Origin of the sequence: Blautia sp. AF19-1, assembly GCF_003479155.1 — a bacterium.
GTDB classification, from domain to species: Bacteria; Bacillota; Clostridia; order Lachnospirales; family Lachnospiraceae; genus Fusicatenibacter; species Fusicatenibacter saccharivorans.
Genome location: NZ_QUGQ01000009.1, coordinates 99,270 through 120,688, shown reverse-complemented (window position 1 = coordinate 120,688; position 21,419 = coordinate 99,270). Strand labels below are relative to the sequence as shown.

The following is a 21,419-nucleotide window of genomic DNA, read 5'->3' as shown; positions in this document are numbered from 1 at the left end:
TCTAAAATTTGTGAAGAGGCCGGATGCCGATCCGTATTTCTGCAAAATTCCGAAAGCTCCGTCTATTGCAGGAAAAGCCGGAATCCAGCCTTTCTGGGGCTTTTTTCCGGCTTTTCCTGCGCGTTTTCTATTGGATCGGCAGATATTCCGGCTTTTTCTCTTTAAACCGCACGTAGTACCGGAATCCGGCTTCCTGCGCGATGGCTGCCGCGTCCGCGAAATGAAACGCTATATGTTCCGGTTTGTGGGCATCGGCACCGAAGGTGATCTTTTCGCCGCCCAGTTCCCGGTATCTTCTGATAACATCCGGCGTCGGATTCGGCACGCCAAGGCCTGCCTTGTAGCCGCCGGTGTTGATTTCCAGCGCGATATCGTACTGAATCAGCTCTTTTAAAATGGTATCGATCTCGTCCGCAAATGCGCGGTAGCTGTAATCTTTTCCCTTTTCTCTGCAGTAGCGTACCACATAATCCAGATGACCAAGCGTCTGGAAATTGTGGAAGAACCGGATATTTTCTGCTGTAGCCCGAAAATACGCCCGGTACAGCTCTTCTGCTGTCCAGTCCGGGAAAGCATCCTCATAATAGGGGTCTTTTCCGTCAATGACATGCATGGAGCCGATCACATAGTCGAACGGCCACGCATTTACATACTCTTCCATCCGTTCTTTTAAGTGGAGCTGCAGTCCCAGTTCCACGCCGAATCGGATATCAATTCTGTCGTGGTATTTTTCCTGCAGTTCCCGGATTTTTGCCGCATATGCCGGTGTATCGAGCTGGAACTCGCCGGTACTGTAATCCATATCGTAGTGATCCGTCAGGCAGATTGCCGGAAGTCCCAGCTCGACTGCCCGTTTTACCATCTCTTCTGTTGGTGCTTCGCTGTCACTTGAAAAGAAACTGTGCATATGACAGTCCGCTATCTTCATCTTTCGGCCTCCGTAATCGTTCCGCCTCCGCCGACACAGCCGTCCACGTAGAAGACAACAGTCTGTCCCGGTGTCGGAGCACGCACGCCGTCCGGGAAGGTACAGGTAATCTCATCTTCCCCGGTCCGTTTGATCACGCACGGGGAGCCTTTGTGCCCGTACCGGATTTTTGCGGTGCAGGAGAGCTCTTCTCCAAGTTCCAGCGGCGGAATTGCCATATAGTTTACTTTGTTTGCTTTTACTACTTTTGCGAAAACCTCTTCATTTTCGCCGACCACAACCTCGTTCGTCTCCGGACGGATTTCCAGTACGAACACGCGGTGTCCCATCGGAAGGCCGAGTCCGCGGCGCTGTCCTACGGTGTAATGGGTAATCCCCTCATGGGTACCGAGGATTTCACCCTTTGTATTTACGAAATTGCCTTTCGGTGCCACGATTCCTGTCTCGTTCTGGATAAAGGAAGCGTAATCCTGATCCGGCACGAAGCAGATTTCCTGGGAATCCTTCTTTTTTGCTACCGGAAGACCGATTTTTGCTGCAATCTCACGAATCTGATCTTTTGTGTAGTCTCCGACTGGCATCAGCGTATGCGAAAGCTGCTCCTGGGTCAGATTATACAGTGCATACGTCTGGTCTTTTGCCGCTGTTACCGAATTTGCAATCGCATACCGTCCATTGGCAAGCTGTTCGATTCTTGCATAATGTCCGGTCGCAATGTAGTCCGCTCCAATGGAAAGACTGCGCTGAAGCAACGCTTCCCATTTCACATAGCGGTTGCAGGCGATACACGGGTTCGGTGTTCTGCCGCAGAGATATTCGTTCGTGAAATAGTCCATGACGTTCTCACGGAACTCTTTTTTGAAATTCATGACATAATACGGAATGTCCAGCACCTGTGCCACGCGCCTTGCATCATCAACAGCAGAAAGGCCGCAACAGCCCCCGTTTTCCTCCTGGACTGTCTCGGCCTCATCCTGCCAGATCTGCATGGTCACCCCGATGACATCGTATCCTGCTTTTTTCAGGAGATACGCTGCCACCGAGGAATCTACGCCGCCGGACATTCCAACGACTACTTTCTTTTTTCCCATACTTAGTATTCTTCCTCTTCCTCGCCCTCGCTGATATCAGACTTCGGTTTTGCAAGACCTTCGATCTTGATGTGGTGTTTCTCTGCGTAATCCCAGAGCGCAGCGTGAATTGCTTCTTCTGCAAGCAGAGAACAGTGAACTTTGACCGGCGGAAGTCCGTCGAGTGCTTCCATAACGGCTTTGTTGGTTACTTCCAGAGCTTCCTGGATGGTTTTTCCTTTTACCAGCTCAGTTGCCATACTGCTGGTTGCAACTGCGGCGCCGCAGCCGAAGGTTTTGAATTTGCAGTCCTGAATGATTCCGTTATCGTCGATGTCAAGATACATTCTCATGATATCGCCGCATTTTGCATTTCCAACGGTACCTACACCGCTTGCGTTCTCAATTTCTCCTACATTTCTCGGATGCTGGAAATGATCCATTACTTTTTCACTGTACATTGTTATTCTTCCTCCTGAACTATTTCAAAGCAGTCCTCCTCCGGCACAGCTTTTACCTGAATTTTTCTGTACCGGCTTTCTGGATGGACTGTCTTATTTTTTTAAACTTATTTACCCTGCTGTTTTTTGATGTAATCCTCATACAGCGGGGACATGCTGCGCAGACGGTCTACGATCGCTTTGATCTGCTCTACAACGAAATCAACGTCCTCTTTTGTGATCTCCTCACTTAAAGTCAGACGTAAGGAACCGTGCGCTTTCTCGTGCGGCAGTCCGATGGCCAGCAGTACATGGGACGGATCCAGGGATCCGGAAGTACATGCAGAACCGCTGGATGCGCAGATACCTTTCATATCCAGCATGATCAGAAGGGACTCTCCCTCGATGAATTCAAAGCTGATGTTGCAGTTGTTCGGCAGACGTTTTACCGGATCGCCGTTCAGACGGCAGTTCGGAATCTCGGTTAAAATACGGTTGATCAGATAATCACGTACTTCGATTTCTTTTGCGGTACGCTCCGCCATAGTTCTTGCCGCACGCTCTGCCGCAACTCCATATCCTACGATGCCCGGTACATTTTCCGTTCCGGCACGGCGTTTTCTTTCCTGCGCACCGCCGTGTACGAAGGAGCGGATTTTCACACCCTTTCGGATGTAAAGGAAGCCGATTCCTTTCGGTCCGTTAATCTTATGACCGCTGGAACTGAGCATATCAATATTGCACTCATCCACATTGATCGGGATCTGGCCAAATGCCTGTACGGCATCTGTGTGGAATAAAATATTGTGTTCTTTTGCAATTCTTCCGATTTCCTTGATCGGCTGAATCGTTCCGATTTCGTTGTTTGCCGCCATAACGGAAATCAGAATGGTCTCCGGTGTGATGGCTGCTTCGAGTTCATCCAGATTGACAACGCCGTTCTCATCGACGCCGATATAGGTGATTTTCGCACCGCGCTCTTTTTCCAGATACTCACAGGTATGAAGAATCGCATGATGCTCGATTTTTGTGGTGATAATGTGGTTTCCTTTATTTTTATATGCTTCAAAGGTAGCTTTTAACGCCCAGTTATCGGACTCGCTGCCGCCGGCTGTAAAATAAATTTCCTCCGGTTTTGCGCCGAGCACGTTTGCGATCTGCTCTCTTCCTTTGGTGATGGCTTCTTTGCTTTTTCCTGCAATTGCATAAATACTGGATGGATTTCCGTAGTATTCGCTGAAATAAGGAAGCATAGCCTCGACAACTTCCGGGGCTGTTTTTGTTGTTGCCGCATTGTCCAGATAAATCATTGTTGTTCACTCCTTGTCATTTCTATCGCTGTTTCTGTTTTTCTCTAATTGCCGGCTCTGCTGAACCAGCTCTCCGAGGCTGATGGAATCCACAGCGTTCGTAATTCCCTCATTGATCCTCTGCCACACAAAACGCGTGACGCAGAAATCGGCCGCATCGCAGCCGCCCAGGCCTTCATTGACCGAGCACGTGACTGCCTCGAGTCCGCCCTCCAGCACACGGAGAACATCTCCTACCGAAATGGAATCTGCCGGTTTTGCAAGTACATATCCACCGCCTGCTCCCCGCACACTCTCAATGAATCCGGCTTTTCGAAGCGGACGCACCAGCTGCTCCAGATAGCTCTCTGAGATATTCTGGCGTTCTGAAATGCTGGCAATGGACACTGCACCCTCTTCTTCGTGACTCGCCAGATCGATCATGGCACGCAGGCCATATCTTCCCTTGGTCGATAATTTCATTCCTGGTTCTCCTTTTTCCTGTGCTGTCGTTTTCCAATTCCGACAGTTTTAATCGGATTTATTTCTCACTCAGAATAGCACCTCTCACGGGGTTCTGTCAAGGAGTTTTTTCGCATATTTTAGACTATCTGCGCAATGCCGTGAAAGGAGTCTATCCCATGCTGAAAATCACAAGAAAGAACACGCTTCTTCTTGGCACACTGATCCTGACCGCGTCCGGGATCATCTGCAGAATTCTTGGATTTCTCTATAGAATATTCCTGTCGCGCCGGATCGGTGCGGAAGCCTTTGGTATCTACCAGCTCGCCACACCACTCTACGCACTGATGCTCTCCCTTGGCGCAGGCGGCATGCAGACGGTGCTCTCGCGCTTTGTCGCATCGTACCTTGCCAAAAAGGATTCCAGACGGGCAAAGATCTGTCTGGCGGCCGGATGCGGCATTGTAGTGATACTTTCCTTCTCCGCCTCCATCTTTCTCTTTTTCAGCGCGGATTTTATCGGAACACGGCTTCTTTTTGAGCCGCGGACGATTCTGCTCCTCCGGATTTTATCACTCGGCATTCTCCCCTCCGGGATCCACAACTGTCTCTCGGCATGGTATCTTGGCCAGAATCAGACGGCACTGCCTTCTTTTTGCCAGCTTTTGGAACAGTTCGTGCGCATGGGCGCTTCCTACCTTGCCTGGCTTTTCTGTCTTTCCACAAGCCTCCCCTCTGCCGCTGTCGCTGCATTCGGTACTGCCGCCGGCGAACTCTTTTCGTGTCTCTTTCTGATGGCCTGCCTGTCCGTCTCGCACAGCAGGTCCCCTCAGAAACACCGCCCGATTTCTGTTTTTTTCAAAGAAAAGACCCTCTGGTACGATACCTTCCGAGAGCTTGCCGTTTTGAATCTTCCGCTTACGCTGAACCGTATTCTTCTGAATGTCCTCCACAGCATTGAAAGTGCTCTGCTCCCCGGCTGTCTGGTCACCTTCGGTCTTTCCCGGAAAGCAGCGCTCTCGCAGTATGGCATTCTCACCGGTATGGCACTTCCTATGATCTTTTTTCCATCTGCCATCACCCACGCGGTGTCCGTCATGCTTCTGCCCGGCGTAGCAAAACAGCAGGCCGACGGTACGCCGGAGCAAATATCAGACACGATCCGTTATACAATTTCTTTCTGTGTGCTGCTTGGCACTTCCGCTGTTTTTGCCTTTTTCTTTTTCGGTCCGTGGCTTGGACGTTTCCTTTTTCAAAACGAAGAAGTCGGCGTTTTTCTGCGTATCCTTTCATTTTTAAGTCCTTTTCTCTATCTGGAAACGACACTTGGAAGCATTTTAAACGGCCTTGGAAAAACTTCTCTCGTTTTTTTCCAGAACCTTGCCGGAGATGTAATTCGTATTCTTGCAATTCTTTTTCTCGTCCCGGTTTTCGGCATCCGTGGCTATCTCTATGGTATTCTTGCAAGTGAACTTACCATTATGACAATGGCACTTTTGTTCCTGCATCGGGAATCTGCAAACGGATTTGCTGTTCATTGATACCTTTTTTCTATCTTTTTTAAGAGAAACAGAATTTTCGCCGAAAAAACATCGACAATCTTCGCGTTATGTATTATAATTTATAGATAGTTTGCGACGGAGCGCACCTGCAGAACCTGCTGCCGGCAGCTTCTTTCGTATGCAAAGCAGTAACATGCCTTTTCTGTCCGCAAACGAAAAAGAAGTGCATCTAAGATAAAGGAGAAACAAAATGAGCCTTGAATTTGTAAGAAAACTTCCCACCCCAACAGAGATCCGGGAGCAGTACCCTTTAAGTGCCCGCGCAACCGAAATCAAAAAACAGCGCGACGCAGAAATCGCAAAAGTTTTTACCGGGGATTCCGATAAATTTCTTGTTATCGTAGGACCTTGCTCCGCAGATAACGAAGACGCCGTTCTGGAATACAACCACCGTCTGGCAAAAGTAGCTGACAAAGTATCCGACAAGCTGATTATCATCCCGCGTGTGTACACCAACAAACCGCGTACCACCGGCGAAGGCTATAAAGGCATCGTTCATCAGCCGGATCCGGAAGGAAAACCGGACCTGCTGCACGGACTGATTGCCATGCGTAAAATGCATATGCGCGTGGTCGAGGAGACCGATCTGACTTCTGCAGACGAGATGCTGTATCCATCCAACTGGAGCTATCTGTCCGATATTCTCTCCTACGTTGCTGTCGGCGCACGTTCCGTAGAAAATCAGGAGCACCGCCTGACCGTTTCCGGCATCGACATTCCGGCCGGCATGAAAAACCCGACCAGCGGTGACCTTTCCGTTATGATTAACTCCGTCATCGCCGCACAGGGCTCTCACTCCTTTATTTACCGTACCTGGGAAGTAAAGACAAGCGGAAACCCGCTGGCACACACCATTCTCCGCGGTGCGACCAACAAACACGGAAATTCCGTACCGAACTATCACTACGAAGATATCCAGCTTCTGCTGGAGAAATACAACGAAACACATCTCGTAAACCCGGCTACCATCATCGATGCCAACCATTCCAACTCAGGAAAGAAATACGAGCAGCAGATCCGTATCGTCAAAGACGTTCTGCACACCAGACGATGCAATAAAGACATCGAAGGTCTCGTAAAAGGTGTCATGATCGAGAGCTATCTCGAGTCAGGCAACCAGAAAATCGGATGTGGAACCCATGTCTATGGAAAATCCATCACCGATCCATGCCTTGGATGGGATCAGACAGAGCGCCTGATTTATGATATCGCTGAGGAGTGCTAACTTGCACCGCATGATAGAAAAACCTCCGCTACAGATTTTTACCGGTCTGCAGCGGAGGTTTTTGCTTATCTCTGATATTTTTTAAGGATATTTGCAACCCACTTCTTTAATTTCGTTAAATCAATACGGTCGCAATGCTGTTGCCCCAGAAGGTCAGACGGGTCGTGGTTCCGTTCATACGGAGATTGACCAGTTTATCCTCTTCTGACGTATTCATCACAACAAGGACAATCGTTCCATCCGGGTTCTTTGCCGCAGTGATTTCCAGATCCGGTGAATAAACGGAGCTTGCAATGCGGACAGCACCTGGTTTGATGTATTTTGAGAAATGTGCAATCGCGTGGAACATTGGTTTCACCTCAATGGTATCCGTTGTTCCGTCGCAGATGATCGGTGCACCGCAGAAATTGTCTACGTGGTTCGGTCCGCCGATTTCATCCAGCACAAGGTTCCAGTCGATCCAGTAGTTCATACCGTGGTTCAGATCCCCAATGATATCGTGTGCGTACTGTTTGGCATGGCGCAGGGAGTTTCCGGCTGCCGCGCCATAGCGTGCCAGTTCCACACAGCCCTCGCTGTGCATCAGCATCAGATCCGGGTAATCTTCTTTTACCATGGAAAGGGTGTCAAAATGATCGCCGGAATACCAGTGATATGCAACACCGGCAATCATGTCTTTTGTCGTCTCATCTACGATATCTCGCGTTCTCTCGTACGTTCTCTCTTTGTTATGATCCCAGATATACAGTTTTACATACTCCAGGCCTTTTTCTTTTAAGGTTGGATACAGATAGTCACGAAGGAATTCTTTTTCCTCTGCCGCTGTATACTCGCAGGAATCCCAGGTCTGAACGGCCAGCGGCTCGTTCTGTACGGTCATCCAGGAAATCGGCATGCCAAGTTTTTCGTACTCGGTGATGTACTTTGCAATATAATTTGCGTAATCCTGGTAGCACTCTTTTTTCAGGTGTCCGCCGCCGTTTCTTACGCCTGTCTCTTTCATGAAGGCCGGCGGGCTCCACGGAGAAAGCAGAAGCGAAACTGATTTTCCAAGTGTTTTGGATACTGCTTTTACAAGCGGCTGTACGTATTTTGCATCCCGTTCCAGATTGAAGTCTTTGAATTCCGGATCGTCCGGATTTTCAACTGCGCAGTAGTTGCCGACGGAGAAATCGCAGCTGTCCATGTGAATACGGCCGATCGTATAGCCAATGCCGTCTTTTCCATAGTAAGCGTCTACTACTTTCTTCTGATTTTCTTTGCTCATGCGGGACAGCGCATAGCCTGCAGATTCCGTCAGTGCTGCTCCAAATCCTTCAATTTTCTGATACGTTTTGTCCGGGTACAGGTTAATGACCTGCATTTCCTGATTTTTCGCGTCCGGAATCAGTGCTGTCTCATAGTCTCTTGTTTTGATGCCATCTTCCCCAAAGATGGTTGCATGTAATGTTACTTTTGCCATACAATTACCTCTCCTTTTCTCTGCTTTTGCAGATAGATTTATTGCTCCGGCGCCTTTTCCAGGCAATCCGGGTAATAACTAAGTCTTGCGGTTCCATACTCCGCGTAAAGCATGCCTTTGCGCGGCGCTTCTCTTCCCGTCACTTCACCGGACAGGATCTGTTCCGCTGTTCTGATACAGTCATCCAGAATCGTCTCCGGCTGACTGAAAAAGCACAGTTCCCCGCCAAAGCCAATATGACCGCTGTAGGAGCGTTCATAACGGTTTTCATACGTTTTCAGATGATATAAGCCCTCCAGTGTCTTTCTCACACTGCATCCGAGCACAAGAAGGTTCTGGTTGCAGGCGTCTCCCGAAAACAGAATCTTTGTAATTTCGTCCAGAAAACAGATGCCGCCCGGTGTATGGCCGGCAACCGCAATACATTCCACACGACGGTTTCCAAGTTCAAAGCAGTCACCCTCGTGCAAAGCATGAAACTTTGGTAATCTTTCAAACGGCTGAATTTTTTTCGGATCATAGGAAAACGCTTCGTAGCCGCCTGCTCTTCCAAGCTCTTCTGCAAAATTACGCCGCACCTCCACATCTACATTCCGCACCATTTCAAAATCGTCTTCCTGAAGATAGACATCCGAAAATGCACCAATCCCTCCAATATGATCGTGATGCCCATGTGTCAGGACAACATCATATGGTTTATCTGTCAGACTTGCTGCAATACTTTTTAAATCAGAAAGTCCGCACGCGGTGTCAATCAGAAGCGCCCGTTCCTCTCCAATCAGGAAATAGCACGCAGACAGGCCAAACTCGTTAATTGCATACGTATTTTTTGCTATTTCAATGACCATTGGTTCTTTTATCATGTTTTGTTTCCTTTCCTTTCGGATCGCTGTTTCCTTTTACTATTGTTTGTCCGAAATTTTCTGGTAACGTCATTATATAAAATTCCATATTGCATTGGTAGGCTACAAAACTACGTTTTCTAGTAATATCCTACGTTTTTCCGTTATTTTGTATAGTTTTCAAATCGTTTCCCTTTATTTTTGCAACATTTTATAGAATTTTATCTGTCCTTTTGCTTTCGCCGTCACCGGCAGAGCTGCCGCCGGCAGTTTCTTTCGGATGTATGGCACCACAAAAGACCCGACAGGATTTCTCCCGCCGGGTCTTTTGCTATTTTTATTTTATGGAAGTCTTATTTCAGGCTTGCAATATAATCGTCAAGCTGTTTCTGAGCTGCCTCTTTCATAGTCTCGATACCAGCTGCTTCCATCTGGGACTGATAATCGGCTAAACCAGACTCAGCTTCGGTATATCCGAGCTCCAGTGGCCACCAGTACTGCTGCTGTACGTTGTTGCATGCAGCAAGCTGGGTCTCAAAGGAAGAAGTATCCAGTACGAAACCTGCAAATTTCTCATTTCCCTGTCCGGAAACAATTTTGGACTCGAAATCATCTACATTTGTCTGATAATCATCCGGAGTTCCCTGCTGCTGACGGTTCAGAGCGTCACTTCTTGCAGACCACATTGCGTTGGTGCCATATTTGTCAGTATCCAGGATCTTGAACTGTCCCTGATCGTTCAGCTCATAGGAAGTTCCCTCGATACCATAATAGAATGCATCATATACTTCCTGATCGTTGGTGATCAGATCCCACAGAGCCATTGCTCTTTCCGGATGTTTGGATGTGTTGGAGATAACCATGCAGTCCTGAGTATATGGAAGATGAGCAACATCTTTTACCATATTGGCGTAATGGATATCATTTTCCGGATGAAGAATTGCCTGTCCTACGTAAGTATCAATGTTGTGGATCTTCAGAGCAGCTTTGCCGTTCTGGAATTTGGTGCTGTCGGTATCAGACAGAGCAGATTTGGAATAGAAGCCTTTCTCATTCCATCTTGCCATCATTTCCAGGAACTCAGGAGTTTTCTCCAGCTCATAGGAAGTCATAACGGTTGGATTCTCTGCTGTCGGATCATACCACAGATAACGGATACCATTGAAGGTAGCCAGTCCCTGATTTTCCATGTACATGAAGAAGATTTCCGGTGCGGTAGAGTAAAGATCGATACACTCCATCTCCGGATGAGTCTCTTTAACAAGATCGCAGTACTCTTCAATATCTTCAAAAGTTTCCATCTTTCCGTCCCAGTCGGTTCCCTCTACCAGGTCGCCACGCCACATTGGACCGTATGCATTGTAGGTAGACAGAAGAGATGGTACGCAGTAGTAGCTTCCGTTTACAGTAGCCTGCTGTTTTGCTTCCTCAGACTGTGCTGCAAAGTTCTTCGGAGCGTAGGTTGGCCAGAGCTCATCCAGGCTCTTGAATGCACCTTTCTGTGCCAGAGATGCAAAGTTCAGCCATGTTGCGCTGTATGCCATATCGAATTCCTCTCCTGAAGAGAACAGCAGCGGATATTTGTTTGCATACTCTGCCCAGCCGATCCAGTTGATCTTTAAGGAGCAGTTCAGTTTCTCTTTTAACAGTTTGTTCAGGTTCTCATCGATCTCATCCTGTCCGGATGGACGGTCACTGATGACATACATCGAAAGTTCTACAAACTCAGATGTATCGAGTTCTCCATCTGCGGATGCGGTAGAACCGCTGTTTGTGGTTCCGCTGTTAGAAGATCCGCTGGAGCTGCTGTTACCGCAGCCTGCAAGCAGTCCGCCTGTCATGGCGATTGCCATGGAAACAGCAAGTGCTTTTCTTAAATTTTTGTTCTGCATATTTCTTTTTCCTCCTTTTTTGTGTTGCCTTTATAAAATCAGTCCATCAACCTTTGACAGAACCGATTGTAACACCTTTAACAAAATATTTCTGTACAAATGGATATACCAGAATGATCGGACCGGTTGCTACGACTGCCATCGCCAGTTTCAGGGAGTTGGACGGCATATCCTGCAACGGAATGTTTGCGGAGCTTGCCATCTGGGACATCGCCTGTGTTTTCTGCATCAGGGCGTACAGCATGTACTGCAGCGGGTATTTTGTTTCTGAGTTCATGTACAGCATTGCGTTGTACCAGTCGTTCCAGTAGCCAAGGGCAAGGAACAGACCGATGGTTGCCATTCCGGATTTCAGAAGCGGCAGGATGATACTGAAGAATGTTTTAAACTCACCGGCGCCGTCGATCTTTGCAGATTCGATCAGTGCAGTCGGGATTGCAGATACGAAAGTTCTCATAATCAGCAGATAGAAGACATTGAATACACCTGGTAAAATCAGGGCCAGATAGCTGTCTTTTAAGTGCAGGTACTGAATGTAGAAAATGTAAGAGCAAACCATACCGCCGTTGAACAGGGTTGTAAAGTAGAAGAAGAAAGACAGAGCGTTTCTGTACTTGAAATCTTTACGGCTGATAACATAAGCGGTCATTGTGGTAAGCAGAAGGCCGATTGCTGTTCCGACTAAGGTGATGAAAATAGATACGCCATAAGCACGGACAACGGTCATCGGGCTCTTAAAAATCAGTGAGTAAGCAGCGGTGGTAAAGTCTCTTGGGAGAATGCCATAGCCCTGGAACCGAATCGCCTGCTCAGATGAAAATGATCCGGAAACTACCATAACAAACGGCAGGAGACATACAAGAGCCATCAGTGCTACGAATACATAGCAGATTACGTAAAATACTTTTGTCGAAGTACTTTTCTTGATTTTCTGTGATTTTGCAACAGCTTGCATAACGAATTCCTCCTTTTCTCTGTCTTAGAACAGTGCCAGATCTTCTTCTACATGTTTTACAACTGCATTGACGATCATGATGGTTGCAAAGCAGATGGCGGACTGGTAGAAGGACGCTGCTGCTGTCATACCAAGGTTAGAGTTCTGAAGCAGGGAACGGAATACATAAGTATCGATAACGTCTGTCTTGTTGAAGAGCTGTCCGTTGTTTCCAACGATCTGATAGAACATCTCGAAGTCACCACGAAGGATACGTCCTACCTGCAGAAGAAGCATGGTAATGATGGTTGGAAGGATGCACGGGATGGTGATGTAACGGATTCTCTCAAAAATGTTTGCTCCGTCGATCGAAGCTGCCTCGTGAATCTCGGCATCTACACCGGTAATTGCTGCAATGTAGATAACGGAGTTATATCCACACCATTTCCATGAGTTGAACAGGCAGATGATCCATGGCCAGATGCCTGCTTTGGAAGCATCGTACATGTTTACTTTTTCAGCTCCGAAGAAAGTAAGAACGCTGTTCAGGATACCGGTTTCGTAGTTGAAGATGTTGTAAACGAATACACCAACGATAACCCAGGAAATAAAGTACGGTAAGAAGATAATGGACTGTGTTACTTTTTTGAACACTTTTTTGTTGATCTCTGAAATAAAAATCGCGATCAAAACGGCAAGAAGCTGTGAGGTAACCAGGTTTAACAGGTTATACACAACGGTATTTTTCGTGATTAACCATCCGGTTCCGGATGAGAAGAGGTACTCGAAGTTTGCAAATCCATTCCACTCACTTCCGAATACACCAAGGTCATATCGATAGTTCTTAAATGCCAGTACCAATCCGGACATTGGAAGATACTGCATAATCAATACCAGCAGAAATGCAGGCATCGCCATAACAAAAAGGGCTCTGTTTTTCTTTACTTCTGTTACAAAACTCTTAACATGCTTTCCCATTTGTTGACTTCCTTTCTTTTTCATAGTTCCTGCACTTAACTGTTTTTTGCCGGCGATAACTTTAAGTGCTCCCAAGACCCTCCACACATCGCTTTGTCTTGGGGCTTGTTCTTAACTGATGAACTTATTATACCGGACAATTTGGTTATTTTGTACCCAACAAAACTTTGATTTCTAGTAATATTTTATGTTTTCCGTGATCTCGTACAGGAAAATTCTTGTTTTTCTCCTGCTTTTTTGTGAACTTGTATAGTTTTTTCTGGTTTTCTGTATCGGTTTTCTTTCCTTTTGTGCAAAAAAAAGAGAGAACAAATGTCTCTCCTTTTTTCTGTCAGATCTTCTCTTCTGCTTCTTCCATAGTCATGGCCGGAATTTTTACTTCTACGCACGTTCCTTTTTCACTTTCTTTATATGTTACGCCGTATTTTTCTCCGAAGCAGAGTTTTAAACGGAAATTGATATTCCGCACGCCGTACCCGTGCCGGGCTTTCTTGATATCCTGTTCCGTTTCTTTTTGCATTTGTTCCACATTTACGCCCGGGCCGTCATCCTGTATGGTAAAGATAATATCCTCTTCCTCTTTCCGTGCCCGGATTGCGATGCTGCAGCTTTCGATTTCGCTGTATTCCGCAATGCCATGGACAATCGCATTTTCCACAAAGGGCTGTAAAATGATGTTGAGGCAGGCGAAGCCTTTTAATTCCTCCGGGACATCAACATTCAGTGAAATCTGATTGTCAAAATGGTAATTCTCAATGTTCACATAAACCTGTACATGTTCCACTTCTTCCCCGATCGTAATCAGGCTCTTTCCGTGATTCAGGCTCAAACGGTAAAAGCGCGCCAGGTTCCAGGTCAGCGTGCCAATCTCCTCTGCCCCATAATCCATGGAAATCCAGTTAATCAGATCCAGCGTATTGTAGAGAAAATGGGGATTGATCTGTGCCTGCAGGGCCCGCACTTCCGCCATTTTGACTTCTTTACCGAGCTTGTAATGTTCCTGCATCAGACGCTGCACTTCCTGTACCATGCCATTGAAGTTATGGTAAATTTCTTCGATTTCATCCCCTTCTGTTTCGAGCGGCAGATTCGCATTTAAATTTCCATTTTGCAGACCGGCCATTTCGCTTTTCAGCTTTTTCAGCCTTCCGACATAATAGCCGGAAAGAACATAAGATATCATCACAATGACAACAATCATGCCGCCCATCATCAGAATCGCCGAAAGCCAGAGAATCCGGTACTGATCCTCATATTCGCTCTTTGGAATCATGGAAATCATCTGCCAGGCGGCACCGTTTACGTTCCGGCGGACTGCATAATATTCCATCTGACCTTCTTTTTTCTTTTCCATCGAAATTTCCGGCCCGTAACTTAAGATTCCTCCGCTCCTCTGCATTTTCTGCAGGATCGTACTGCTGGAACTGGCAATCAGACGTCCGTTTTCACTCATCAGATAAACCAGACCTTTCGACGTGATATTGGCATTTTGCATAATATCCTGAAAACAGCTCACGGATACGCTGATGCTGCAAATACCAATTTCCTGATCCTTTGCTTCTTTCGAAACAATCCGGTGATACAATGTAACCATCTGTGATGTTTCCTGTTTATCAATCCCCGAACGTTCCTGACTCAGTGCAACGTAGTCTTCTCCCTGATTTAATGTATATCGCAAATCGACATAATCACTGCGTTCTTTTAAACGGGAGTTTTCGAAAAAGAAATAATGATTTCCTGAATATATCACGTCATCCGGCACATACAGACAGAAACGGTAAATCGAGTTCGACAGCTCATACGAATTAAATTCCCGATTCAGTTCATAATATTCAAGCCACTGGTCAAAATAAGGCCGGTTTCCGCCAAAATCCTTTGCTGACAAAGTGTCCTGAATCACCCAGCTGTTTTCCACCATGTCTGCCAGATAGGTCATGTTCTGCAGATAACTTTCGGTAAAAGAAATCGTCTGATTAATGGACTGTTCTACCGTGTAATCTGTCTTCTCCCGATATCTGCGAATCACCTGCGGATAGCAAAGAAAACAAAGGATAATCTGTACCAGAATCAGTGGAACCGCGAAGTACAGCATCATCCGCTTTTGCATCGATAATTTCTGTATTGGATTTCTCATCACAGCCGCAGACTCTCCTTATATTCTGTTAGTGTCATGCCTGTCATCTTTTTGAAAATTTTTGCAAAATAGTTGGCATCCGCATACCCAACCTGCTCTGAGATCTGATAGAATTTCAGCTGCGGATCTTTCATTTTCTGTTTAGCACGCTCCACACGGATTCCCAGCAGATACTGTCCGATGGTGAGCCCGGTCTGCTTTTTGAAAACAGCGGACAGATATGTTGGTGTCAGATAAACCGAATCGGCAATTCTGGCAATCGACAGATCCGTCTCTGCATAGTGTTCCTGTATGTATTCCGTCACCTTGCTGATGGTAAAGGAATTCTCTGTTTTCTTTTTCTCTTTTCCATCCTCAGACCGCTCCAGAAGCTGTTCGATCCGCCGGATCATCTCATCGCGCATCTCCGCAAAGGTTTCTGCCTGCCAGAAAAAGTCGGTTCCGTTCTGTTCCCACGGTTTTTCCATGTTTCCGGGATAAAAATACTCTGCGGCTTTCTCCAGCATTTCCTGCATCTGGCAGTAAATATAGCGAACCGTACTGCTCATATGCATATGACGCTGCACCAGCTCTTCGTATAAGTTTTTCTGAAAACGACAGGCTTCTTTTTTCTCTTTTTCCATTAACAGATGATAAAAAACATCCAGCTGTTTTTTACCATCCTGTTTCCACTCCGATTCCCAGGGAAGTTCCGGCGGCACTTCTTCAAAGCACACACTTTTTCCCCATCCAAGCCAGGAAAGCGCTTTCTCTGCCTCTTTTGCTTCGTGGTAGGAACGCAGAATTTCTTCTTTTCCGCTTCCTCTTGTTCCGTTGGAAACAAAATATCCGCCCAGTGTGCCGTCCGATGTGAATTTGTTCAAAGCGGACAGCAGGATGGGTTCTATTTTCTTCCACCGCTTTTCTTCCTCACTTCCAAGAAGAAGAATCAGGCAAAACGGATCAAGAAGTGTTGCTGTCATCGAAATATCATGCTGTAAAAAGACCGCTTTCAGTTCCTTTTCGAACATTGGAAGAAAGCCATTTCCACAGCCTTCCCTGTCGAAATGAATTCTGACAATCCGGAAGTACGTACCCTCTGCCTGTTCCATGGAAACATCGGTATCCAGCTCCAGCAGATAATTTCGGAGTTTTGCGCGCTCATTTTTTCTGCGCTCTCCGACGCGTTTTACCGCCTCTTTTACATTTTCTGCCAGAAGATTCACATTCACCGGCTTTTCCACGTATCCAACCGCATGCAGATCGATCGCTGCTTTCAGATATTCTTTATCTGCATAGCCAGTGGAAAAAATAATTTCTATTTCCGGATATTTTTCTCTTAATGTTCTGCAAAGCTCTATTCCGGACATGCCTGGCATCCGGATGTCAGAAAGAACGATGTCCGGATGAAACGTTTCCGCCAGTTCCAGCGCTTTTTCTCCGTTTTCTGCTGCCTGCACTTCCAAAACGCCAAGTTTCTGCCAGGGCACATGCTTTAAAAGACCATTCCGAATTACTTTTTCGTCTTCGACTACCATCAGTTTCATAGGATACCTCTTTATCTGTTATCATTCTAAATGAATACGTCCGCTTACGCAGACACCGCTGTGCGTGAAAGTCCGTTTTTCTACTATATATACAAAAAATCTTTCGTTTACCCTTACACACACCGTAAAACTAAGTATATCATATTTTTTGTACTCTGTGAACAAGAAAAAGTTCCACTGATCCCTTTTCTTGTATGTATGACAACAAAAAAAGCAGCGTACACGCCAAACTTTTTGTTAAAAATTTGTCATACACGCTGTTTCTTTGCTTTTTTTCTGGTAAAACTGCTACTTTCTCGGGTGTGCTTTCTGGTAAACATCACGGATTTTGTTGACGCCAAGATGGAGATACATCTGTGTCGTCGAAATATCGGCATGTCCCATCATCTCTTGGACGCTCTTTAAATCCGCACCATTTTGCAGCAGATGGGTTGCAAACGAATGGCGCAGGGTATGCGGCGTAATATCCGCCGTAATGCCTGCGGATTTCGCATAGGATTTCAGGATTTTCCAGAATCCCTGACGGCTCATCGGACCTCCGGAACAGTTGACAAACAGTACATCATCATCCCGTCCATGCATCAGGGCTGCGCGCGCACTCCCCAGATACTGCTCCAACGCCTTTTTCGCCGGTCCGCCGAACGGAACGATCCGCTCCTTTTCATCGCGGCAGGTGATGTAGCCCATCATAAGGTTGACATCCTGTATCTTCAAATGGATCAGCTCACTGACGCGGATACCGGTCGCATACAGCATTTCCAGCATTGCTTTGTCGCGGATCCCCTTTGGCGTGTCGGTTTTGGGCTGGCGAAGCAGCAGATCGACCTCTGCGATGGAAAGGATCTCCGGCATTTTCCGCTCAACCCTCGGTGGCTGCAGTGCTTTCGACGGGTCAGATACCATTTTTCCCTCCTGACATGCATATTGGCAAAACATATGAATCGCCGCAATGCTGCGCGAGATCGTTGCCGGGGAGAAGTGTTCCCGCTCCAGATATAATAAATAAGAATTTAAAACCGTTGCATTCATCTGCTCCGGTTTTTCTATTCCGTGCTCCTTCAAAAAAACTGCCAGCTTTCGAAGATCGCGCTGATAGGAGACTTCTGTATTTTTTGACGCTTTCTTTTCCGTCTGTAGATAGTCCGTAAATGACTGTATCGTTTCCTGCATAGCTTTTTTCCTTTTTGCTTTTTTCTCCCTCTCACTGCCCGATAAAGGGTAACAATGCTTTTAATTATATACACGTTTTTTCAAAAATGCAATTCCCTTTTCCGACCGTTTTTACAGGATTTTCGCAAGAAACCACGGATTGACATAACTCTCAAGCAGAATACCCCACAGAAGCAGGATCAGTGCAAAGAAGTAGCGCACGCCGAAGCAAAAATATTCCTTTTTCTGTATGCCGCCGGCAAGGTGATTCGTCTCTGCCATCCGGCTGCACGCAGCAGCCATCAGAAATAACGCGGCAAGGTAGAGGAAAATCTGCGGAAAAAGAGCCAGAAAAAAGAATAAAAGACCTGCCATTCCGTTCTGCAGATAGGCAGCCGAGAGAAAGACGCCACACAGAAAACCATATGCCCAAACGGCAGCAGTGGCAAAATACGCACCGATTGCCGTCAATCCAAAGAGAAGTCCCGCAAATGCCGGTGCTAACCGTACCTTTAGAAGATAGGAAAAGCAGGCCTTTGCGGAAATTTTTCTTCCAAAAAACGCCTCCGCCTGAAATAGGCGGACGCTATTTCCCTCCTTCATTCCCGTGTGGGATGCCGCAAGCAGCAGCAGTACACCGAGGGTCATACCGGCCGCAAACCAGAGGGCAAAAAAACGAATATATGCATTCTCATCCCGTTCTCTCATTTGCTTTTTGCGCCTCCTTATTTTCTGCCTTACTGTCAATGTATTCACGGTTCATAGACAATATACGTAAAAGAAGTGCCTGCTCCGCAGACCCCCATCTGCGAATGGCACTTCTTTCCTCTTTTCAGGGTCCCCCAATGTCTCACGCACCGAAATGTCCGTTCATTTCAAACCCTGCTTTTTGTATATCCCCATAAGATATTTTTCACTTCTTTTATTTCACGACAAGATAGGTATCCAGATCATCGAACTGATCAAGGTAGCTGACTGCGCCCTCGTACATATTGGACTGCAGTACGATATTTACCGTGTTATAGATGCAGCGTTTCAATTCTGCCATCGTCAGAGTTCCATCTGCAAGTTCTTTTTTGATGTTCTCGTGATCCTCCGGCAGACCCGGCATTACCATGTCATTTCCGGCTCTCATGCAGCCCGCTGCCGTACACTCGCCCTGGATCTGTACGTTGGTGGTTGTCCAGTCGGTCATGATAGCTCCTGCAAATCCCCACTCATCTCTCGCTGCTTTCGTGCAGGTATCGTAGCAGTTTGCAGCGTGTACACCATTGATCAGGTTGTAAGATGTCATAATGGACATCGGCTGTGCATCTTTGACTGCGATTTCAAAGCCTTTCAGATAGATCTCACGCAGGGCACGCTCGGACAGGATGGAATCGGAGCCCATACGGTTATCCTCCTGATTGTTGCATGCGAAGTGTTTGATCGTGGTTCCGCAGCCCGGTACCTTCTGTACACCGAGCGTCATAGCAGCCGCCATCATACCGGCAAGCAGCGGATCCTCGGAATAATATTCAAAGTTTCTTCCGCAGAGCGGATTTCTGTGGATGTTCATGCCAGGTGCCAGCCACAGTGTTACGTTGAACAGCTCCATCTCATGGCCGATCATCTCGCCGACTCTCTTGATCAGTTCTATATCCCAGCTCTGTGCCAGAAGTGTTCCAACCGGAATTGCGGTACAGAACTGATAATAGGTTGTTCCGCGTTTTTCCTGCGGTTTGCTGAAGAATCCGCCTTCCAGTGCCGCCAGGAAATCGCTCGCTACGATCTCTCCGTTGTCTACCTGGTATTCTCTCTTCAGACGAAGACCTGCAGGTCCGTCGACCAGAGCAATCGTGGTTACATTCCACGGCTCCTCCGAAGCACACGGGGATGTCTCCGCTGCTGCTCCCGGAACAGAAATTCCTGCGGAGCCAAGCGCGTTGCCCTGTGCTCTTCCCGGATCACCGGTTGCAAGGAGTGCCAGCTGATCCACAGAAAGGGATTCCACAATCTTTCCTGCTTTTCCAGGAAGCTCTTCCGGTACCGGCTGGTAATCTACTTTCTCAGTTGGGATCTCAGATGCTTTAAGCTCGATCACGCTCATTCTCTTTTCTTTTACTTCCTTCTGCCATGCAGCCTCTCTTGCCTGAACTTTTTCTGCATCAGGAACAATCTCATTCAATTCCTCTTTCAGCGGGCAGATATTTTCACACGCTGTCATGACTGCTTTCTCGTCCAGCTCCAGCGCGCCGGAGAGAACAGATGTATTCAGATCATTTCCAATCCAGATACCATACATGCCCGGCTCCAGAATCCAGGATGCGCTTTCCTCCTCATAGGAAGTCAGCTGATACAGCGGGAAGGTGATGGTCATGGTCTGGGATTCCTTCGGAGCCAGCAGTTTTGTTTTTCCAAAGCCTGCCAGACGGCGGAACTCTTTCACCAGTCTGCCCTGCGGGCAGGAAGCGTAGATCTGTACAACTTCTTTTCCTGCATAAGTATCGCCGGTGTTGGTGACGGTAACAGTCACGCTTACTTTCGGATTCATCATACCGCGGCCGCTTACTTTGATGTCATCGGTTCTGATCTCGAAATCGGTGTAGGACATACCGTAACCGAAGGAGTAACGGACTGGTACTTCAAAGGTATCGAAGTAACGGTATCCAACGAAGATACCCTCTTCGTATTTTTCTTTCATGAGGTCGCCGCTCTTGTAGCTGTAAACCTCTGCACCCGGATAATCATAGTAATCTTTTGCCCAGGTATCTGTCATTTTTCCGGATGGGGTTACATCGCCGCTTACAACATCAGCAAATGCATTTCCGCCTTCCTGGCCTGCCTGTACGTACTGTAAAATAGAGCGGATATTGTCAAATTCTTCTACGAATGCCAGATCCATCAGGCCGCCGGTGTTGATAACAAGAACAACGTTTTTATAGCATCTGGAAACCTGTGCCAGAATAGCTTTCTCTTCTTTGGAGATGAAGTAGTCACCCTCCGTATCAAAACGGTCTTTGTTCTCTCCTGCGATACGTGCCAGAACGAAGAATGCGGTGTCTGCACCGTCGGCTGCTGCTTTCTCTTCATCGATTGGGTTTCCGGATGGCATAAAGAACGGGGTTGCAGAGTACGCATCAAAGAATTTTGTGTCGTCTCCGTTCAATTTTGTGAAAATCTCATTTTTCCAGTCCAGTCTTGCCTGTACGTAGAGTTTATCGTAATCCTCCAGCCATTCACTGCTTGTTACGTCGTAGCCTGCATTTTTCATGCCCTGGAAAATATTAACGCTGTCACGCTCATTGACATCGCCGGAACCGGTGCCTCCTTTGATGGTGCGGATCGCACCTGTTCCGTAAAGACCTACCTTGCTGCCCTTTGCCAGCGGCAGGAAATGATCTTTGTTTTCCAGAAGAACGAATCCCTCTGCTGCTGCCTCGCGGGCAAGTTTGCGGTGATCTGTTTCACGCTGGGTTACTTCCGGAGATGTAGTTCCGTTAAAGGTTCTTACCTTTGCTTTCATGTCTTTGTTCCTCCCAAACTT

General features: G+C 47.1%; 17 protein-coding genes. 2 read left to right on the top strand and 15 right to left on the bottom strand.

Annotated elements, in window-relative coordinates; all coding sequences use genetic code 11:
• Positions 1-127 precede the first annotated feature (127 nt).
• The 5 genes from DWX26_RS08135 to DWX26_RS08115 form a co-directional block, all read right to left on the bottom strand.
• Positions 128-928: a histidinol-phosphatase HisJ family protein gene (locus tag DWX26_RS08135; protein ID WP_022463325.1), complete on the bottom strand. Its 801-nt coding sequence runs from the start codon at positions 926-928 to the stop codon at positions 128-130.
• Positions 925-2,019, bottom strand: a complete 1,095-nt coding sequence (gene mnmA, locus DWX26_RS08130) for a tRNA 2-thiouridine(34) synthase MnmA (RefSeq protein WP_118601216.1) — start codon at positions 2,017-2,019, stop codon at positions 925-927. Before mnmA ends, DWX26_RS08135 begins: the two co-directional genes overlap by 4 nt.
• Before the next feature lie 2 nt (positions 2,020-2,021).
• The gene (gene nifU, locus DWX26_RS08125; protein WP_022463327.1) at positions 2,022-2,459 is read right to left on the bottom strand and encodes a Fe-S cluster assembly scaffold protein NifU; all 438 of its coding nucleotides are present in this window, start codon (positions 2,457-2,459) and stop codon (positions 2,022-2,024) included.
• Between the two features lie 107 nt (positions 2,460-2,566).
• The gene (gene nifS, locus DWX26_RS08120) at positions 2,567-3,748 is read right to left on the bottom strand and encodes a cysteine desulfurase NifS (protein WP_022463328.1); all 1,182 of its coding nucleotides are present in this window, start codon (positions 3,746-3,748) and stop codon (positions 2,567-2,569) included.
• Between the two features lie 6 nt (positions 3,749-3,754).
• The gene (locus DWX26_RS08115) at positions 3,755-4,210 is read right to left on the bottom strand and encodes an RrF2 family transcriptional regulator (protein WP_022463329.1); all 456 of its coding nucleotides are present in this window, start codon (positions 4,208-4,210) and stop codon (positions 3,755-3,757) included.
• A 158-nt stretch (positions 4,211-4,368) separates the two neighbouring features.
• Between DWX26_RS08115 and DWX26_RS08110 the strand changes: the two genes are divergently transcribed.
• Positions 4,369-5,730 (top strand): polysaccharide biosynthesis protein, encoded by a 1,362-nt coding sequence (locus DWX26_RS08110; protein WP_055218215.1) that lies wholly within the window; start codon positions 4,369-4,371, stop codon positions 5,728-5,730.
• Between the two features lie 211 nt (positions 5,731-5,941).
• Entirely contained in the window at positions 5,942-6,976 is a 1,035-nt protein-coding gene (locus DWX26_RS08105) for a 3-deoxy-7-phosphoheptulonate synthase (RefSeq protein ID WP_118601215.1), read from the top strand.
• A gap of 115 nt (positions 6,977-7,091) precedes the next feature.
• Here the strand turns inward: DWX26_RS08105 and DWX26_RS08100 are convergent, their stop codons facing one another.
• From DWX26_RS08100 to DWX26_RS08055, 10 genes are all read right to left on the bottom strand, one after another.
• Positions 7,092-8,438, bottom strand: a complete 1,347-nt coding sequence (locus DWX26_RS08100; RefSeq protein WP_118601214.1) for a glycoside hydrolase family 30 protein — start codon at positions 8,436-8,438, stop codon at positions 7,092-7,094.
• Positions 8,439-8,476: 38 nt separating this feature from the next.
• Positions 8,477-9,301 (bottom strand): MBL fold metallo-hydrolase, encoded by an 825-nt coding sequence (locus DWX26_RS08095; RefSeq protein ID WP_118601213.1) that lies wholly within the window; start codon positions 9,299-9,301, stop codon positions 8,477-8,479.
• Between the two features lie 332 nt (positions 9,302-9,633).
• On the bottom strand, positions 9,634-11,172 hold the full coding sequence (locus tag DWX26_RS08090; protein WP_118601212.1) for an ABC transporter substrate-binding protein: 1,539 nt from the start codon (positions 11,170-11,172) through the stop codon (positions 9,634-9,636).
• 46 nt (positions 11,173-11,218) lie between these two features.
• Positions 11,219-12,127, bottom strand: coding sequence for a carbohydrate ABC transporter permease (locus tag DWX26_RS08085; protein ID WP_118601211.1), 909 nt, complete (start codon positions 12,125-12,127; stop codon positions 11,219-11,221).
• Positions 12,128-12,151: 24 nt separating this feature from the next.
• A complete protein-coding gene (locus DWX26_RS08080) occupies positions 12,152-13,084 on the bottom strand; it encodes an ABC transporter permease (protein ID WP_118601210.1) in 933 nt (310 codons plus the stop codon).
• 331 nt (positions 13,085-13,415) lie between these two features.
• Positions 13,416-15,218: a sensor histidine kinase gene (locus tag DWX26_RS08075; protein WP_118601209.1), complete on the bottom strand. Its 1,803-nt coding sequence runs from the start codon at positions 15,216-15,218 to the stop codon at positions 13,416-13,418.
• A complete protein-coding gene (locus DWX26_RS08070) occupies positions 15,218-16,744 on the bottom strand; it encodes a response regulator transcription factor (RefSeq protein ID WP_118601208.1) in 1,527 nt (508 codons plus the stop codon). The genes DWX26_RS08075 and DWX26_RS08070 overlap by 1 nt, the downstream gene beginning before the upstream one ends.
• Before the next feature lie 288 nt (positions 16,745-17,032).
• Positions 17,033-17,914, bottom strand: a complete 882-nt coding sequence (gene xerD, locus DWX26_RS08065; RefSeq protein ID WP_118601207.1) for a site-specific tyrosine recombinase XerD — start codon at positions 17,912-17,914, stop codon at positions 17,033-17,035.
• 111 nt (positions 17,915-18,025) lie between these two features.
• Positions 18,026-18,601 carry a stage II sporulation protein M gene (locus tag DWX26_RS08060; protein ID WP_022463333.1) on the bottom strand — a complete coding sequence of 192 codons (576 nt, stop codon included), beginning with the start codon at positions 18,599-18,601 and terminating at the stop codon, positions 18,026-18,028.
• 214 nt (positions 18,602-18,815) lie between these two features.
• The gene (locus DWX26_RS08055; protein ID WP_118601206.1) at positions 18,816-21,398 is read right to left on the bottom strand and encodes a glycoside hydrolase family 3 protein; all 2,583 of its coding nucleotides are present in this window, start codon (positions 21,396-21,398) and stop codon (positions 18,816-18,818) included.
• Between the last annotated feature and the right edge of the window lie 21 nt (positions 21,399-21,419).

Bases quoted from the DNA above. Each gene is read 5' to 3' on its own strand.
- DWX26_RS08135 (WP_022463325.1), bottom strand. From the start codon at position 928: ATGAAGATAGCGGACTGTCATATGCACAGTTTCTTTTCAAGTGACAGC.
- mnmA (WP_118601216.1), bottom strand. From the start codon at position 2,019: ATGGGAAAAAAGAAAGTAGTCGTTGGAATGTCCGGCGGCGTAGATTCC.
- nifU (WP_022463327.1), bottom strand. From the start codon at position 2,459: ATGTACAGTGAAAAAGTAATGGATCATTTCCAGCATCCGAGAAATGTA.
- nifS (WP_022463328.1), bottom strand. From the start codon at position 3,748: ATGATTTATCTGGACAATGCGGCAACAACAAAAACAGCCCCGGAAGTT.
- DWX26_RS08115 (WP_022463329.1), bottom strand. From the start codon at position 4,210: ATGAAATTATCGACCAAGGGAAGATATGGCCTGCGTGCCATGATCGAT.
- DWX26_RS08110 (WP_055218215.1), top strand. From the start codon at position 4,369: ATGCTGAAAATCACAAGAAAGAACACGCTTCTTCTTGGCACACTGATC.
- DWX26_RS08105 (WP_118601215.1), top strand. From the start codon at position 5,942: ATGAGCCTTGAATTTGTAAGAAAACTTCCCACCCCAACAGAGATCCGG.
- DWX26_RS08100 (WP_118601214.1), bottom strand. From the start codon at position 8,438: ATGGCAAAAGTAACATTACATGCAACCATCTTTGGGGAAGATGGCATC.
- DWX26_RS08095 (WP_118601213.1), bottom strand. From the start codon at position 9,301: ATGATAAAAGAACCAATGGTCATTGAAATAGCAAAAAATACGTATGCA.
- DWX26_RS08090 (WP_118601212.1), bottom strand. From the start codon at position 11,172: ATGCAGAACAAAAATTTAAGAAAAGCACTTGCTGTTTCCATGGCAATC.
- DWX26_RS08085 (WP_118601211.1), bottom strand. From the start codon at position 12,127: ATGCAAGCTGTTGCAAAATCACAGAAAATCAAGAAAAGTACTTCGACA.
- DWX26_RS08080 (WP_118601210.1), bottom strand. From the start codon at position 13,084: ATGGGAAAGCATGTTAAGAGTTTTGTAACAGAAGTAAAGAAAAACAGA.
- DWX26_RS08075 (WP_118601209.1), bottom strand. From the start codon at position 15,218: ATGAGAAATCCAATACAGAAATTATCGATGCAAAAGCGGATGATGCTG.
- DWX26_RS08070 (WP_118601208.1), bottom strand. From the start codon at position 16,744: ATGAAACTGATGGTAGTCGAAGACGAAAAAGTAATTCGGAATGGTCTT.
- xerD (WP_118601207.1), bottom strand. From the start codon at position 17,914: ATGCAGGAAACGATACAGTCATTTACGGACTATCTACAGACGGAAAAG.
- DWX26_RS08060 (WP_022463333.1), bottom strand. From the start codon at position 18,601: ATGAGAGAACGGGATGAGAATGCATATATTCGTTTTTTTGCCCTCTGG.
- DWX26_RS08055 (WP_118601206.1), bottom strand. From the start codon at position 21,398: ATGAAAGCAAAGGTAAGAACCTTTAACGGAACTACATCTCCGGAAGTA.